The organism is Alteriqipengyuania triglochinis (assembly GCF_054655655.1).
Genome location: NZ_BAAHNC010000002.1, coordinates 844,416 through 859,198 on the forward strand (window position 1 = coordinate 844,416; position 14,783 = coordinate 859,198).

Here is a 14,783-nt window from a genome sequence, read left to right on the forward strand (position 1 = left end):
ATCGATCGGCCGGGGCGGGATGCGCGGCAACTCCATATGGCGAAGGCCTGCCCGGAGGAGGATGGTCTCCCCGGGCAGGCCTTTGATGTCATTATCGGTCAGGGCCTGGCCCTGATCCCATTCCTGCCTCAGGCCGAAAGGCCGTTGGACCGGGGGCTGGCCGCCACCACCGGCCGGATCGCGGGCCTGCGGGGTGCGGAATCGGCAGGGCGGGTGACCGTGATGTCGGCGTTGTGCGGCTGGTTGGCCGCCGGCAGGATGCCGACCTTGGCAGGGGCGGGTTCCGGACGCTGGGCTGCCGGAAGTGCACCTCCGAGGCCAGCCTGCTCGGCGAGCATGGCGAAGCGGGGATCGGTACGAACCAGCGTCGCCATGTGCTTGCTGGCCCGGCGGACGATCTGGCGGATGCGTTCACGGGTCAGGCTGTTGTCGAGGCTCAGCGCCAGCTTGGTGTCGCCGGAGAACATGCTGCGCTCGATAATGGCGCGATCACGCTCGAGACGTTCGTGCAGCCTGGCCAGTTCCTCCGGATCGGGGCGTGCCGCATTCGCCCGGAAGCTGACCGGCAGATCGGGACGGGTTTCGCGGATATCGCGTCCCCGCGGACGGGACCGGGCGCGCTTGCGCAGCTGTTCGATACCAGCCTTGCGCTCGGCTTCGATATACGCGTCGACCAAGGCCTTGCAGGTATGCTCTGCGAGGTGCTCCGACGCGGCCTGTTCGGTCCTTTCCAGCGCCTCTTCGTCTTCGATCAGCGCTTCGAGGCTGGTTTCCTCACCGTCCAGAGTCGTGGTTCCGGCGTTGAGGGTGATGGTGACGGCATCGACCTTGCGGGCCGAGGGGCGCTGGTCGGTCATCAGGCGGAAGCGCAGGCTCTGCAGTTCGCCGCGGATCTGCCAGTTCAGGAAGGTGGTGAACTTCGCCTTCGTCGGGTCGTAGGCCTCGATCGCGCGATGAACCGCGATTGCGCAGACCTGCTCGGCATCTTCGTAATGATTGCCGAGGCCGTACTGGCGGATGAAATGGCGAATGCGCGGAGCAGCGATCTTGAGAATGCGAACAAAAGCCTTGTCGATATTCGCACGTTGGCGTGCCGTCCTTGGCGAACCGTCCGAATTGGTGTTTGCTAATACTTCCGCGACAGCGACTTCAAGTGCTTCCGTGCTTTTAGACATTTTAACGATCCCCGGTTTCACAACACATCCGTGCTGCTGGCTTGATGAGGATGTTCTAAAAAAAAGCCCGATTTCTGTCGCTTCGGGTTTTTTCCTTTAAGCAAAGCTACAGTACCGCCCCTTCCGGGATTCTACGGAAGGGGTGCGGCAAGGCGCGCGAAAATTCGCGCTGCGCCGTGCCTGCAAGGCGGTCGGGAAAGGGAACCCGTCTGGCGGGTGAAGGGCCGGTTGGTGCGGGTCAGCCACCGCTCGTCCGGGTCAGCATCGCGAATCGATCGGGCCTGATCTTGCGATCGACATAGCCGCTGAGCCACTCGCGATGCGCGACGGCCGCATCTCCGGTGCGGTTGATCTTCTCGATGGCGCGGCCCGAACCGATCTGCGCCTTGAGCAGATGCGCGGCGCGGCTCTCGCTCAGGCCTCCCTTGAGGTAACGGATCGCATCGCCCGGCCCCAGGTGATGACCGAGATAGGCGATCCGGGCCAGCGCCTGGGGATTGTCGCCGGTCGCAACGCCGGCTTTGCGAATCGTCGCGATGTTGGACCGGGCGTAATCGGCAATGCTGTTGATCGAGGCCTGGGCATCGTAGCGCATGGCGAGCAGCGATCCCCGGGCGGCGGGCACGACCCGGCCGCTCTCGGTCAGCCAGCCTTTCTGGCGGGCGACATCGTGCAGCCAGTTGCCCGGCGTCTGCGCCATGCCGATCCATGTTCCCGAAAGGAACTGTCCCAGTCCCGCTGCGCTGGAGCGCGGGTTGCGCGAGTGCAGGTTCCACGTGCCGTCCGAACGCTTGGCCGCTTCGGCATCGACGATCGCGGCCAGGGTCGCAGGCGGCAGCCCGCTGCGCTGCGCCGCCTTCTGCAGCACGTCGGCGAATTGCGCGTTGGGCCCAAGGCCCCCCAGGGTTCCGCCAGAGGGCATGTCCCGGACCTTCGAAGCAATGGCGAGTGCGGCGTCGACCTGCACCGTCGGCTTCGCCACGGTGGGTGCCGGGGGCGAGGGCGGGGCCGAGAAGGGGGACGGCACCGAGGCGGGAGCGAATCCATCGCCCGGGTGCCTCTGCGGACCGATCGCCTCCCCCGGCCCGAGCAGGGCCATCATGTCCGTCGGGAAAATCTGGCCGTGATGCGGGCAGGAGGTTTGCGAGCCCGGGCGCGAATCCTGCGCACCGCCGATCGCCGCCTGCCACAGGCGGGCGTTCATCTCGGAACGGGCCTGCGTATAGATGACCCGTGCACGCTCCTGCGGGGGAAGGGCTTCGAGACCGGTCGTCTGCATGGCGCGCTACCGGGATGCCAGCCGGAGGGCGACAGGCATGCCGCCCCCACGCGGAGCGGAGGCCCCCCGGGCCGCGCTCAGATCGTCTGCCTCGCGCTGCTCGGCGCGCGACTTCTGGCGGCGGTGATCGTCGAGAAAGGCCTCGGCCGCGTTCTCGATCACATGGCGCGCGCCATAGGCCGCGACTGCTTCCTGGCGCAGGCGCTTTATCTCTTCCGCCACCGTGATGCGCTGCGCGGCGAGGTGCGCCTGCTGCGACAGCCGGCGCCTGATGAAGGCTTCCGACGAGGCGGCCCAGCTTTCTGCGCTGGCCCTGTATTCGTGGGCCAGTTCGCGTTCGAGCGCTTCCCTGGCCCGGTCGATCTGCTGCAGGCGCGTGGTTTTCGCGTGGATTGCGATCTGCTTGCGGTCGATGTCCCGGCGCCGGGCGCGCAGGACGGTGTCGAAAGGCGTCTTCATTGCGGGGCTTCCGTCATCAGTTCGTTGAGTCGGGCAAAGGTCTGCGGGGTCGATCCGCGATCATGCTTGGTCTGCTTGAGGAGGGCTTCGATGGCCGGGGCGAGGCGGATCGCCTCGTCCACGCTTGCATCGGCACCGGCCTCGTACGCGCCGAGCCGGACCAGCTCTTCCATGTCGCCATAGGTCGACAACCTGCCGAGCGCGGCGAGGCGAAGGCGGTTCTCCTCCTCCGCGTGACACTCCGGCAGCATGCGGGAAACCGACTTGAGCACGTCGATGGCGGGAAAGCGCCCGCGCTCGGCGATCTTGCGCGACATGACGATATGCCCGTCGAGAATCCCGCGCACGGCATCGGCGATCGGCTCGTCGTGATCGTCGCCGTCGACCAGCACGCTGAACAGGCCGGTGATCGATCCCTGTCCGGGCCCGCCCGGGCCTGCCCGTTCGAGCAGGCGCGGCAGTTCGGCGAACACCGTGGGAGTATAGCCCTTGGTCGCCGGCGGCTCGCCATTGGCGAGGCCGATTTCGCGCTGCGCCATGGCAAAGCGGGTGACCGAATCCATCAGGCACATCACGTCGCGTCCCGAATCGCGGAAATGCTCTGCCACCGCCATCGTGGTCCACGCGGCCTGGCGGCGCATCAGCGCGGGGGAATCGGACGTCGCCACCACGACGACGCTGCGCGCGAGGCCTTCGGGTCCGAGATCGTCCTCGATGAATTCCTGCACCTCGCGGCCACGCTCTCCGATCAGGCCGATCACGGCCACGTCGGTCTCGACCCAGCGCGCCAGCATCGAGAGCAGGGTGGACTTGCCCACCCCCGAGCCTGCGAACAGGCCGAGCCGCTGGCCCCTGCAAAGCGGGGCGAAGAGATCGAGTGCGCGGATGCCGGTCTCCAACCGGTGGCCCACGCGGGTGCGGTGCGCCGCTGCGGGCGGATCGGCCTTGAACGGGCGGGCCAGGGGGCCGGGTTGCAGCGGTCCCTTGCCGTCGATCGGCCGGCCCAGTCCGTCGACCACGCGGCCCAGCCACTGGTCGGTCGGGCGCAAGGTGGCCTGGCGTTGCAGCAGATCGGCCCGAGAGCCGGTGGCGATGCCGTGCGGATCGTTGAACGACAGGCAGTGCGCCGTCTCCCGGTCGAGCCCGGTGACCTCCGCATCGACGCAGCCGCTATCGCACTGGATCGCGATCCGCGAGCCGATCCGGGCTGCGCCCAGCAGACCCTCGACCTCGATCAGCGCGCCGCGAACTGCCGCGACGGAGCCGAAATGCCGATCGGGTTGGATCGCGCGGATCGCCCGCGCGGCTGAGGCCAGCGTCTGCATGGCGAAAACGTCAGGCCGCGTCCGCGGGGGCGAGGCGATCGAGCGCCTCGGCTTCGTAGGCGATCAGCGACCGGCAATCGTTCAGCGCGCGGTAGAAATCGCAATAGGCGACGTTGCGGGCGAAGGACAGGCAGTGTGCCTTGGCCTCGGGCGCTTCCACGGCCTCGACGAAATCCTCGAACAGCGAAAGGATGCGGCCCTGGTACTGGGTCAGGTTCGCCGGATCGAGATAGGCGAGCATGCAGGCGAAATAGAGCCGCTTGGCCGGAGTGTCGGCCTCTTCGGGCGACATGACGTCGCGCCCGCGCAGGATCGCCGCCGCGTTCTCGACCACGATTTCGGAGCGGCCGGACGAGCGCAGCACGGCACCATTGATGACGACCTTTTCGCCGTCGCGTAATGTAATACGGAGCATTCCGTGTCCCCTTGGCTGGATGATGCCATTATAGAGGGACGCGACCGTCGACGGCGGTCCGGCGGAAAAAACTGACCCCCCTTGGGGTTTGGCCCATCGGCCATCCTACAATGCTCCTGTGATCGGGCGCCCGTGCCCGCCATCGAGGAGGTCCATTTCTGTGAGCCTATATTCCGCTCTGTACGCCGGCGTGTCCGGTCTCGGTGCTCAATCGAGCGCCATGGCGACCGTCGCCGACAATATTACCAACATCAACACCGTGGGTTACAAGGGCGTCGAGGCGGACTTCCGCTCGCTCGTCACCGACGGCAGCATGCGCAGCAACTACTCGGCGGGCGGCGTCTCCGCCGCGCCGCGGGCCATGATTTCCAAGCAGGGCCTGCTGCAGGCATCCGGCAGCCAGACCGATCTCGGCATCGATGGCGGCGGCTTCTTCGTCACGCGCCAGGGTGAAGACCCCAATAGCGGCGTCGCCTTCACCCGCGCCGGTGCGTTTCGTCCGGACGAACAGGGCTACCTGCGCAATACCGGCGGCTATTATCTGCAGGGCTGGCGGCTCGATTCCACCGGCGGCTATACCAGCACCGGCAGCCTGAACGAACTGGAGCCCGTGCGCCTGAGCGGGCTGACCGGCACTGCGGCGGCCACCACCCGCCTGCAGGTCCGCGCCAATCTTCAGTCCACGCAGGAACCCTTTGCCGGTGCCTATGCCGCAGGCGACATGGCGACCGGCGCGCTGGAACCGCATTTTTCCCGCACCTTCGAAGTGTTCGACGCCCAGGGCGGCGGCCACCAGGTGACGATGGGCTTCGTCAAGACCGGCCCCAACGCGTGGGTGGCCGAAATCTATGGCGATCCGGCCGAAGTGACCGCCGCCAACGGCCTGCTGGCCAGCGGCAATGTCGCCTTCAACCCGGATGGCAGCCTCGATCTCGCCAATTCCAGCCCGGCGCTGTTCGACAGCCTCAACGTGACCTGGACCAACCAGGCCGGCTCCTCGCCGATCGACCTGAACCTGGGGAGCCAGGACGGGCTCGACGGGCTGACCCAGTTCGGCAGTCCGTCCGCGCTCATCGCTTCCAGCTCGGACGGCGGGATGCTGAACAACCTCGTCTCGGTCGATGTCAGCAAGGAAGGCATCGTCAGCGCGATCTTCGACGATGGCACGTCCCGTGCGGTGTTCCAGCTGCCGATGGCGACCTTCGCCAATCCGGACGGCCTGACGCGCAAGTCGGGCAATGCCTACGGCGTTTCGCAGCAGTCGGGCAATGTCGTCATCGGTCGTCCGGGCGAGCTTGGCAGCGGGACCATCGCGTCCGGTACGCTGGAGGCCTCCAACGTCGACCTGGCGCAGGAGTTCACCAACATGATCCGCTTCCAGCGGGCCTACAGCGCATCGTCCAAGATCATCACCACGGTCGACGACATGCTCCAGGAAGTCAGTGCGCTGAAGCGCTGATCCACCATCTGACGGAGCGTAAAGAATGTCGCTGAGCGATATCCTGGGAACGGCGGTATCCGGCCTGTCCGCAGCCCAGGCGGGCATGCGGTCGGTATCCAACAATATCGCCAATGTCGGAACGGCGGGATACGCGCGCGAGCGCGTATCCCTGGAAACCGGCGTGACCCAGGGCCGGGTCAACGGCGTGGTCATCGGCGAGCCGACCCGCGTCGCGGACCGCTTTCTCGAACAGACGGTCTACTTGCGTTCGGGCGACATCGGCCGGGCGGAGGTGACCGCCAGCTATCTCGACCGGTTGCAGGCGTACCTGGGTGCGCCGGGTGCCGAAAGCGGCGTGCCCGCGCGGCTCGACGCGATCGCCGCCTCCGCCATCGCCCTGACGAGCGCGCAGGGCCAGACTCAGAATGCGTCCGCCTTCGTCGCCGACGTGCAGGACGCGATCGGTTCGCTGCGCCAGCTGGACGAGGACGTTCAGGTGCTGCGCGGCGATGTCGAGTCCGAGGTCGGCTATTCGGTGGAGACGATCAACGGCCTGCTCGAACGAATCCATGGGCTGAACGCTTCGGTCGCGCAGCTGAGGGGTCTCGGCCGCGCTGCCGGCGGGGCCGAGGATCAGCGCATGACCGCGATCGAGGACCTGAGCCGGATGATGAAGATCGCCGTGCGCGAACAGCCCGACGGCCGGGTCAATATCGAGGCGGCCAACGGGGCCGTCCTGCTCGACGGGCGACTGCGCCAGCTGTCCTATCCCACTGCGGGAGACGGTGTCGCGCAGCCCACCTATCCGGTGATCGACATCCGCTTCGCCAATGCCGCGGGCGAGCCGACCACCGCGACCGGTCAAAAGCTCGATTCGGCGGCGGTCGGCGGCAAGCTGGGCGGCCTGCTCGACCTGCGCGACCGCGCCCTGCCGGAATTCTCCGACCAGCTCGGCTCGCTGTTCGGCGGGCTGGCCGAAACGCTCAACGCCGTGGCCAATGCCGGCACTGCCTTTCCGCCGCCCAGCCGTCTGGACGGCAGGCCGACCGGGCTGATCGGCGGCGACCGACTGGGCTTTACCGGGCAGGCCACCTTCGCGGTGACCGACCAGTCGGGCAATCTCGTGGCGAGCACCACGGTCGATTTCGACGCGCTGGGCCCGCTGGCGACGCTCGACGATGCGTTTGCCGCAATCAATGCCGGCCTCGGCGGGGCTGCTTCGGTGAACCTGCAGGACAGCCGCCTGTCCTTCGTCGCGGCCAGCGGAGCGAACGGCGTAGCCGTGGCGCAGGGCGATCCGTCCAGCGCGCGCGCGGGCAACGGCTTCGCGCACTTCTTCGGCCTCAACGATGTCATCCGCAGCGACGCCGCACCGCTGATCGCGCCGGGCTTCGTGCCGGGCGATGCGCACGGCTTCGACGCGGGTCAGTCCGCGCAGCTGGTGCTGCGCGATGCGACGGGCCGGACGCTGGCGAGCACCACGCTTACCGGCTCGGTCGGCCCCACCTTCGGCGATCTGGTCAGCGAACTGAACCAGAGCCCGCTGGCATCCTTCGGCGATTTCGCGATGGACGATCGCGGCCGCCTGACCTTCACTCCCACGCCCGGCAACAGCGGCGCGCTGCTGTCGATCCCCGCGGACTCGACCGATCGCTTCGGCACCGGAGTATCGTTCACGGCGCTGACCGGCCTGACCGGGATCGGCAATGGTCTCGATCAGGCGGGCGTGCGGTCCGACATGCTGGCGGATGCGGGCAGATTGCCGCTTGCGCGCCTGCGGACCGATGCGGCCGTAGGCGAACCGGCGATCGGCCGGGGCGACACGCGCGGCGCAACCGCCTTCGTGGATGCGCTGACCAGCTCGGCCGATTTCGGCAAGGCCGGCCATGCCACGATCGAGCGATTCTCCAGCCTGCTGATGGGGCGGGCGGGGACGCAGGCGGCGCAGGCGCAGGACATGCTGAACTATGCCGCGGCGCGGCGCGACGACGCGGTGAACCGCCGCGACAGCTTCTCCGGCGTCAATCTCGACGAGGAACTGTCGCAGATGGTCGTCCTCCAGAACAGCTATTCCGCCGCCGCGCGCGTCATGACGACCGCCACCAAGATGTACGACACACTCCTCGACATGGTCCGCTGAAAGGGCACAAGATGAACCGCGTTGCCACCATTCCGCTGCAAAGGACGATGGCCGATGCCATCCAGCGTGCGCAGCAAAATCTCGCGACCACGCAGACGTCGCTTTCTACGGGCAAGAAGGCGCAGGATTATGCCAGCCTCGGGAACGAGGCGGTGCGCACCATGTCGGCCCGTTCGATGCTGGCGAGGCAGGACGCACAGGCGCAGGTGTCCAAGCACGTGACCACCACGCTCGCCATCTACGATGCGCATGTCACCGGGCTCGACAATGCCATGCTCGATCTGCGCACGCAGATGGTGACCGCGATCGGGATGGAAGATTCGCATGGCCTGCAGGAGAGGATTGCCGGCGCGTTCGATCATTTCCGTACCACTCTCAATGCGGGCGAGGGCGGCGTGGCCCTGTTCGCCGGTTCGCGCACCGATGTGCAGCCCTTCGTTCCGGAGACGCTGGACGACGTGATCGCCACGCCGGCGTCCGAGGCGTTCCTCAACGACGATGTGCGCGCCACCGCCCACCTCGGTGAGGGGAACAAGGTCCGCTATGGCCTGACGGCGAGCGACCTTGGCGAACAGATGTACGAAGTCTTCCGCACGCTGGCGGCCGCCGGTCCGTTCGGAACCGAGCTGACCGAACCGCAGAAGGCCGCGCTGCAGGATGCTGTCGCGCAGCTCGATGCGGGGTCCGTCAGCCTGCGCGGGGCGAATGCCGAGAATGGCCGCCGGCAGGCCCTCGTCGAGTCGATGGGCGAACGGGCCGAAACGCGATCGCTGGTGCTCAGGGATATCATCTCCGCGAACGAGGACGCCGATCTGGGCCAGGTGGCAGTCGACCTCGCGCAGCAAAGGGCGACGCTCGAAGCGAGCTACTCGGTCTTCGCGCAGCTCAGCCAGCTCAATCTCACCAAGTTCCTGTAACATGACCGAACGGGCCCGGGCGCAAGTCGCCTGCGCCCGTTCGGCATGATTCCATTCGTCACGATTTCGTGCGTCCCGACGGCGTCCGTCGGCAGCGTGTCCGTCAGGATTGCGTCCGCTCGGCCTGGTCGAGGTCGACGGCCAGCAGGTCGGCGATGTCTCCGGCCGGACTGGCAGCGGGCATGGCGGCCATGGCCTTGGCAACCGTCGCCGGATCCAGTTCATCGACAGGGCCCGTCAACAGGTCGAACGCGGCCGCCGTCCGCTCCGCCGCGAAGGCGGGGGCATAGCGTGTGCGCAGCCCTGCGAGCGACCTCTCGCGGCCGAGCATGGCGAGCGCGACCGCGCGCCGCAGGATAACCGTCTGCTCGACCTCGCTCAGCGATCCACGCCGGGCTTCGGGCAGGTCGCCGGTTCCGGTCAGCGCGTTCCAGTTGCGCCGGTCCCATTCGATCTCGTTGCGGATGGCATCGCCTTGGGGGACGCCATCGAGCACTGCGAGCGCTTCGTCCGTCCGCCCGAGCTTGTGGAGTGCAACCGCCTCTATCCGCAGGCGCGCCCAGAGCATGGGGGAGGGGTAGATATTGCCGTCGGTCGCCCGCAGCGCGCGGAGCGCTTCGTCGGGCTTGCCTGCCATGATGTACAGTTTGGCCACGCGCACCGACAACGGGCCCTGCGCCACATCGGTCGTGCGCGCGGTCAGCTGGTAGTCCAGCAGTTCGGCTGCGCGTTCGTAGAGGCCGCCCGCCAGCAGCCGGTCGGCGAGCTGGCTGACCAGATAGTCGCCTCCCGCACCGGCCGGGGAAAGGTCGCGATAGTCCCAGAAAAGCCCGGCCGCTTCGGGCAGGGGCACCTTGCTGTCGGGCGAGAGGATCGCGGAGAGCCGGGCCTGCAGCGCGTCCAGCATTGCCCCGCTGTCGCCCGCCATGGGGTGGTAGCGCAGCAGCGCGGCCCCTGCGGCCAGCGCGCTGCGATCATCGCCCGTCGCCTCGGCCAGTTCGAACCGCAGCTTTAGGGCGCGCCGTTCGATCGATCCGCCGCGCCAGGAATAGCCGATCTGTTCGAGCGCGGCAGCAGCCTTGTCGGGCTTGGCATGCTTGCGCGCGATCAGCCCTTCGAGCAGCGAGACGCGGGCATCCACGCGCTGTTCGACCGTGCCATTATCGGCCGCCCGGTCGAGCCTGAGGCGTGCCTTCTGCTCGCTGCCGAGCCGGAAGAGCGCGCGGCCGCGCAGCAGGTTGGCGGCGGGATCGGCGTCGGACAGGTGTTCCAGGAGGGCGATCGTAGTGCGCGGCTTGCCCTCCTCAAGAGCGGCCTGCGCGGCCGCGCGAAGAAAGGCGCCGCCCTGACTTTGGGTGCGCGACGCGATGGCCGAACGCGCGAAGGTCCATTGCGAGATGGCCTCGGCATTCATTTCCAGCGCCACCATCGCCCGCAGTCGCCAGGCGCAGGCTTCCGGATTCTCGGCTAGCTGTTCGACCGACAGCGCATCGATCGCATCCAGCGGGCGACCGAGGCCGACCAGCGCTGCACCGAGCGCGAGCCGGTGGGCCGCGACGAGCGAGAGATCGGGATCGTCCTGCGCCATCGCGACGAGCACGCCGTAGGCCTCAGCCGAATGCCCCCGTCCGATCAGGCTGCGCGCGTAGTTCCACCGTGCCGCCTGACGGGTGCTCCGCGTGCTCGCGGCGATCGCCTGCCAGGCATCATGTTCGGACAGGACCGGCCAGCCCGAGACGTCCTGCGCCAGCGGTTCGTTGGCGAGCGCAGCGGCGAAGCCGGGCAGGCGCGCCACGGGCGCGCGCTCGGTTTCCTGCGCGAGAGCGCCTGTCGGGGCGTCGCTGCCTATCTGTTCGGCCTCGGGCTCGGCGGGCTCATCGTGGGTGTGCGGCGGATCTTCGGCGAAAGCGGAAGCGCTCAGCACGAGGGTCAGCGGGGCGGACAGCGCGAGGAGTTTGTACATGGAGATGTCAGCCGGCCAGATGCGGCCAGGCGGCGAGGCCGGCTCCGCCGATCGCGCAGCCGCACAGGAACAGGACCGCCGAGACCAGCGACAGGCCGCCGCTGGTCTGTGCGACAGGCTCCGCGCCCTCGACCGGTTGTTCGGTCTCGGCTTGGGCGGCGATTTCGTCCTTGGTTTCGCGCGCGCGCGCCACCCAGCCAGTGCTGACGAGTTTGATGCGTGATGGCTTTTGGTCGTAACTCATGTGCGTTCCGGTCCTGGTATCGTCTATTATAGAAGAGCGGGCGGCCAATCGGTCGTTCGCCGATCCCCCTTTTTTTGAACGGAAACGGCAGCACATGATGAACGGCAAGGTCCTTCTGCTGGGTGGGGTTCTCCTCGCTGCCATTCCCCTCAGCACGGCCACCGGTGCCGGTGAGGGCGGGGCGGGCGGCGGCAGCGCCGGCGACGGTAATCTGGTTGAAATGGAAGCGATCGCGGTGCCGATCGTCGACGGGGCGAAGCTTCAGGGCGCGCTGCGTTTCCGGCTGGTTCTCGAAGCCAGCGACGCCGACGCGGCCCACAGGCTCGCCGCTGAGATGCCGAGCCTGCGCGCCGAGGCGCTTGCTGCAGGGGCGGAGTTTTCCCGGCTGCGCGCCTCGCCATTCCTCGCGGTCGACGCAGAGCGGCTGTCGGCCGACCTGACGAGCGCGCTGCATGCGCATGATGAGGGCATCGCCCGGGTGCTGCTGGTCGAAGTGGTCGCCAAGGCCGGTTGACCCGGCCTCAACGCCATTCTCACCCAACCCGATCTGACTTTCCAACCGACCCGGCGATCGCTCAGCGTGGCTGGCTCGCCGCGGCGGTTCTGGGGCGGGGGCGCGGCTGCCGTGCAGGCGGCTTCCCGGCCAGCGCCATGCTGAGGCGGGCCGCTGCGGCCGGTGTCATCGCAGCCAGGATATTCGCGGTCGACCGCTCGCGCATCTTGCGCGCTACGGCGATCTGCACCTCGATATCGAGCTGTTCGAACACGACTGCGGCCTGCTTCGGCTTCATTGACTGGTAGATGCGCGCGAGCTGATCGAGCGTTTCTGCCTGTTCGCTTTCCCGGTCGGACCTGGCGGCAGCGGCAGCAGCGGCGCGCTGGTCCCGCGCGGATCTTTCCGGCTGGTTCGCCAGATTGGCCTTGAGCCGCTGTTCGGACGCCTTGAGGGCCTTCTCGCGCAGGTCGAGTTCGCGCTCCCTCTCATTGGCGCTCTTCTTCTTCTCCCCCATTTCCGACTGGATGGCGGAGCCGAGCCGGGATGCCGGTGCCTTGGCGGCAGGCTTTTCCTGGCTCGTTTCGGATGCACTGACGCCGTGTGCGAAGGTCGAGAGCGCTGCCGCCCCGGCCATCAGCATCAGCAGCGAAGGACGCTTGAGGATCATGCCATTTCCTTTGCATCGTCAGGCGTCTTGGAGGGTTTGCGCGAAACACGCGCGGCAGGCTTGGCCGTGCTTTTCGGCGAAGGCTTCGCGGTCCCGCGCGCAGGCGCTGGAGTTGCAGTTGCGGGAGCCGTGGGCTTCTTGTCCGCCGTGGCAGCCGGTGCCTCGGCCTTTGCCTTGGGCGCCCTTGGCGTCTTTTCCGCCTTCCGGGCCGTCGTGCCGGTCCGCTTTGCGGAGCGGGCTGCGGCGGGTTTCTTCGCGGGGGCTTCAGCAGGCCGATCTTCCGTGCGCGATCCCGCAGAAGCGGCCTCGATCAGGCGCTCCGCCATGGCATTGGCGATGCCGACCATGACGTTGAGTTCTTCGCGCACTTCCTTCGCCTCGTTCAGGGTGCGGACATTGGCCGCCCCATCGGTCGAGAGCGTCTGCTTGAGCTCGGCAAGGACGCTGCGCGCGCTTGCAGTGGCGGTGTCCAGCGCCCCGACGGTGCGATCGAGCTGGCTTCCGCGAACCTGATTGAGGCTGCGCATCATCCTCACGCTCTGGACCAGAACGGCGATGCAGAAGAGAATCGTGATGATGTTGGTGAAGGCGGTGAAGCTCATCCTGGCTGCCCCTGTGCGATGATGTTGGTAATGCCGATTGCGACGTGATTGCGCTGGCTGCCGATTTGCGCCCGGGCGAGCGGCACGCCGCCGCAGGTGACCTCGAACGCGTCGTCGGGCGTGACGTCGAAGGCGATCGTCTGACCGACCTCGAGCGAATGGATGTCGGCGAGCCGCATATCCCGCTCGCCCAGCACGGTGCACAGCTCGACCTCGGTCTTGAGAATCTGCGAGCGCATGTGATCGCGCCACGTGTTGTCGCCGCCCAGCTTCTCGCCCATGAACCGCTGCGTGAGCTTGCCGCGCACCGGCTCAAGCGTGGCGAAGGGCAGGACGATCGTGAACTTGCCGCCCCGGCCATCCATATCGACCCCGAAGGTTGCCGCCGCAGCGACATTGGTGGGGCCGGCAATGGCGGCGAAGCGCGGGCTCGTCTCGATCCGCTCCAGCTCCATCGACACCGGCGCGATCGGTTCGAAGGCGGTGCTGAATTCACGCAGCACCAGCTCGATCATCTTCGAGACCAGCGTGGTCTCGATGGTGGTGAAGCCGCGCCCCTCGATCTTGCGCGGGGCAGCACCCTTGCGGCCGCCCAGCAGCGCATCGACCACTGCGTAGATCAGGTTGGCTTCGACGGTGACGAGGCCGAAGTCCTGCCATGCCGGAACCTTGAACACCGCCAGCATCGAGGGCAGCGGCACGCGGTTCATGAAGTCGCCGAAGCGCACCGAGGCGATCTCGTCGAGCGAGACCTCGATCGCGTCGGAGGTGAGGTTGCGCATGCTGGTCGCGAAGGAGCGGACCATGCGTTCGCACACCACCTCCAGCATCGGCAGCCGGGCATGGCTGACCACGCGCGATTCGATCACCGCGCGCAGGCCGCTCTTCTGCGGCAGGTCCGAACTGGAATCGCCGAACAGGGCATCGATGCTGGCCTGATCGAACGTCGCCCCCTCCGGCATATCCATCGCCGGGGGATCGGGAAGTTCGAAATCCTCGAAGTCGTCGTCGGGCATCATTGCTGTATCATGTCCTGGATGAGAACGTCGGCGACCACGCCTTTGCCTACGGTGTCTGCCGCCCGCAGAAGCAGTTCTTCCTTGATCCGGTAGACGGCCGCTGAGCCGGCGAGATCTTCCGGGCGCAGTTCGCGCAGGAAGGGCTGGTAGCTGTCGATTATCAGCGGGAGGTTGTCCTCGATCGTGCCTACGTCGTCGGGCGACCCGGGAGCCAGGAGGATGCGCAGCTTCAGGAAGCGCGCCTGCCCGTCATTGGTCCGCAGGTTCACCGTCAACGGCGCGACCTCGACGAGGGCGGACTCGCCCTCTTCGCCGTGGCCCTTGCCCTTGCCTTTGCTCTCTGCGTGGCCGGATTCCTTCTCGCCCCCGCCGCTGTCGCCCGGCATCATGGCGAAGGCGGTGCCGCCACCGATCAGCAGCACGGCACCCGCCGCCGCGATGATCTTCTTCTTGTTGGAAAAGCGCGGGGCCTTCTCGCCCTCGGCGGTCGGAGCCTCTTCGTTGCTCTCGGTTGTCACGCTTGCGTCCCCTTTCTTTACCAAAAGCCGTCGGTCGCTCCGCCAGCTGCGATTTTCTCCTATTATAGGCTCGTCACCCGGCAAGATTTGCCGAGTGCGCTTTTTTGAACGCAGTTTTTTCGG

Annotated in this window: 15 protein-coding genes; 4 read left to right on the forward strand and 11 right to left on the reverse strand. The window is 67.3% G+C overall.

Annotated features, from left to right (window positions below; genetic code table 11):
- Positions 1 to 128: 128 nt before the first annotated feature.
- From ACYQ0L_RS09865 to ACYQ0L_RS09885, 5 genes are all read right to left on the reverse strand, one after another.
- A complete protein-coding gene (locus tag ACYQ0L_RS09865) occupies positions 129 to 1,175 on the reverse strand; it encodes a sigma factor (RefSeq protein WP_459788936.1) in 1,047 nt (348 codons plus the stop codon).
- Between the two features lie 238 nt (positions 1,176 to 1,413).
- Positions 1,414 to 2,454 (reverse strand): peptidoglycan-binding protein, encoded by a 1,041-nt coding sequence (locus ACYQ0L_RS09870; protein ID WP_459788937.1) that lies wholly within the window; start codon positions 2,452 to 2,454, stop codon positions 1,414 to 1,416.
- Positions 2,455 to 2,460: 6 nt separating this feature from the next.
- Positions 2,461 to 2,913 carry a hypothetical protein gene (locus ACYQ0L_RS09875; RefSeq protein WP_459788938.1) on the reverse strand — a complete coding sequence of 151 codons (453 nt, stop codon included), beginning with the start codon at positions 2,911 to 2,913 and terminating at the stop codon, positions 2,461 to 2,463.
- Positions 2,910 to 4,238 carry a flagellar protein export ATPase FliI gene (gene fliI / locus ACYQ0L_RS09880; protein WP_459788939.1) on the reverse strand — a complete coding sequence of 443 codons (1,329 nt, stop codon included), beginning with the start codon at positions 4,236 to 4,238 and terminating at the stop codon, positions 2,910 to 2,912. The genes ACYQ0L_RS09875 and fliI overlap by 4 nt, the downstream gene beginning before the upstream one ends.
- Positions 4,239 to 4,248: 10 nt before the next feature.
- Positions 4,249 to 4,653, reverse strand: coding sequence for a flagellar biosynthesis repressor FlbT (locus ACYQ0L_RS09885; RefSeq protein ID WP_459788941.1), 405 nt, complete (start codon positions 4,651 to 4,653; stop codon positions 4,249 to 4,251).
- 160 nt (positions 4,654 to 4,813) lie between these two features.
- Here ACYQ0L_RS09885 and ACYQ0L_RS09890 point away from each other — a divergent pair, with 160 nt between their 5' ends.
- Genes ACYQ0L_RS09890 through ACYQ0L_RS09900 form a run of 3 tightly spaced genes read left to right on the forward strand, consistent with a single transcriptional unit; the run spans position 4,814 to position 9,151 of the window.
- Entirely contained in the window at positions 4,814 to 6,112 is a 1,299-nt protein-coding gene (locus tag ACYQ0L_RS09890; protein WP_459788942.1) for a flagellar hook protein FlgE, read from the forward strand.
- 25 nt (positions 6,113 to 6,137) lie between these two features.
- Entirely contained in the window at positions 6,138 to 8,234 is a 2,097-nt protein-coding gene (locus tag ACYQ0L_RS09895; RefSeq protein WP_459788943.1) for a flagellar hook-associated protein FlgK, read from the forward strand.
- Between the two features lie 11 nt (positions 8,235 to 8,245).
- Complete coding sequence (locus ACYQ0L_RS09900; RefSeq protein WP_459788944.1) at positions 8,246 to 9,151, forward strand: flagellin family protein; 906 nt, start codon at positions 8,246 to 8,248, stop codon at positions 9,149 to 9,151.
- A 103-nt stretch (positions 9,152 to 9,254) separates the two neighbouring features.
- On the opposite strand, the gene ACYQ0L_RS09905 is transcribed toward ACYQ0L_RS09900, so the two are convergent.
- Both ACYQ0L_RS09905 and ACYQ0L_RS09910 read right to left on the reverse strand, forming a co-directional pair.
- Complete coding sequence (locus ACYQ0L_RS09905) at positions 9,255 to 11,114, reverse strand: hypothetical protein (protein WP_459788945.1); 1,860 nt, start codon at positions 11,112 to 11,114, stop codon at positions 9,255 to 9,257.
- 7 nt (positions 11,115 to 11,121) lie between these two features.
- A complete protein-coding gene (locus ACYQ0L_RS09910) occupies positions 11,122 to 11,358 on the reverse strand; it encodes a hypothetical protein (RefSeq protein WP_459788946.1) in 237 nt (78 codons plus the stop codon).
- A 94-nt stretch (positions 11,359 to 11,452) separates the two neighbouring features.
- Between ACYQ0L_RS09910 and ACYQ0L_RS09915 the strand changes: the two genes are divergently transcribed.
- On the forward strand, positions 11,453 to 11,872 hold the full coding sequence (locus ACYQ0L_RS09915) for a hypothetical protein (protein ID WP_459788947.1): 420 nt from the start codon (positions 11,453 to 11,455) through the stop codon (positions 11,870 to 11,872).
- Positions 11,873 to 11,933: 61 nt separating this feature from the next.
- On the opposite strand, the gene ACYQ0L_RS09920 is transcribed toward ACYQ0L_RS09915, so the two are convergent.
- From ACYQ0L_RS09920 to ACYQ0L_RS09935, 4 genes are read right to left on the reverse strand one after another with little or no spacing between them, the layout of a single operon-like run.
- Positions 11,934 to 12,521 (reverse strand): magnesium transporter MgtE N-terminal domain-containing protein, encoded by a 588-nt coding sequence (locus tag ACYQ0L_RS09920; protein ID WP_459788948.1) that lies wholly within the window; start codon positions 12,519 to 12,521, stop codon positions 11,934 to 11,936.
- Entirely contained in the window at positions 12,518 to 13,123 is a 606-nt protein-coding gene (locus ACYQ0L_RS09925; RefSeq protein ID WP_459788949.1) for a DUF6468 domain-containing protein, read from the reverse strand. The genes ACYQ0L_RS09920 and ACYQ0L_RS09925 overlap by 4 nt, the downstream gene beginning before the upstream one ends.
- Positions 13,120 to 14,139, reverse strand: coding sequence for a flagellar motor switch protein FliM (fliM, locus tag ACYQ0L_RS09930; RefSeq protein ID WP_459789033.1), 1,020 nt, complete (start codon positions 14,137 to 14,139; stop codon positions 13,120 to 13,122). Before fliM ends, ACYQ0L_RS09925 begins: the two co-directional genes overlap by 4 nt.
- The gene (locus ACYQ0L_RS09935; protein WP_459788950.1) at positions 14,139 to 14,660 is read right to left on the reverse strand and encodes a flagellar basal body-associated FliL family protein; all 522 of its coding nucleotides are present in this window, start codon (positions 14,658 to 14,660) and stop codon (positions 14,139 to 14,141) included. The genes fliM and ACYQ0L_RS09935 overlap by 1 nt, the downstream gene beginning before the upstream one ends.
- Between the last annotated feature and the right edge of the window lie 123 nt (positions 14,661 to 14,783).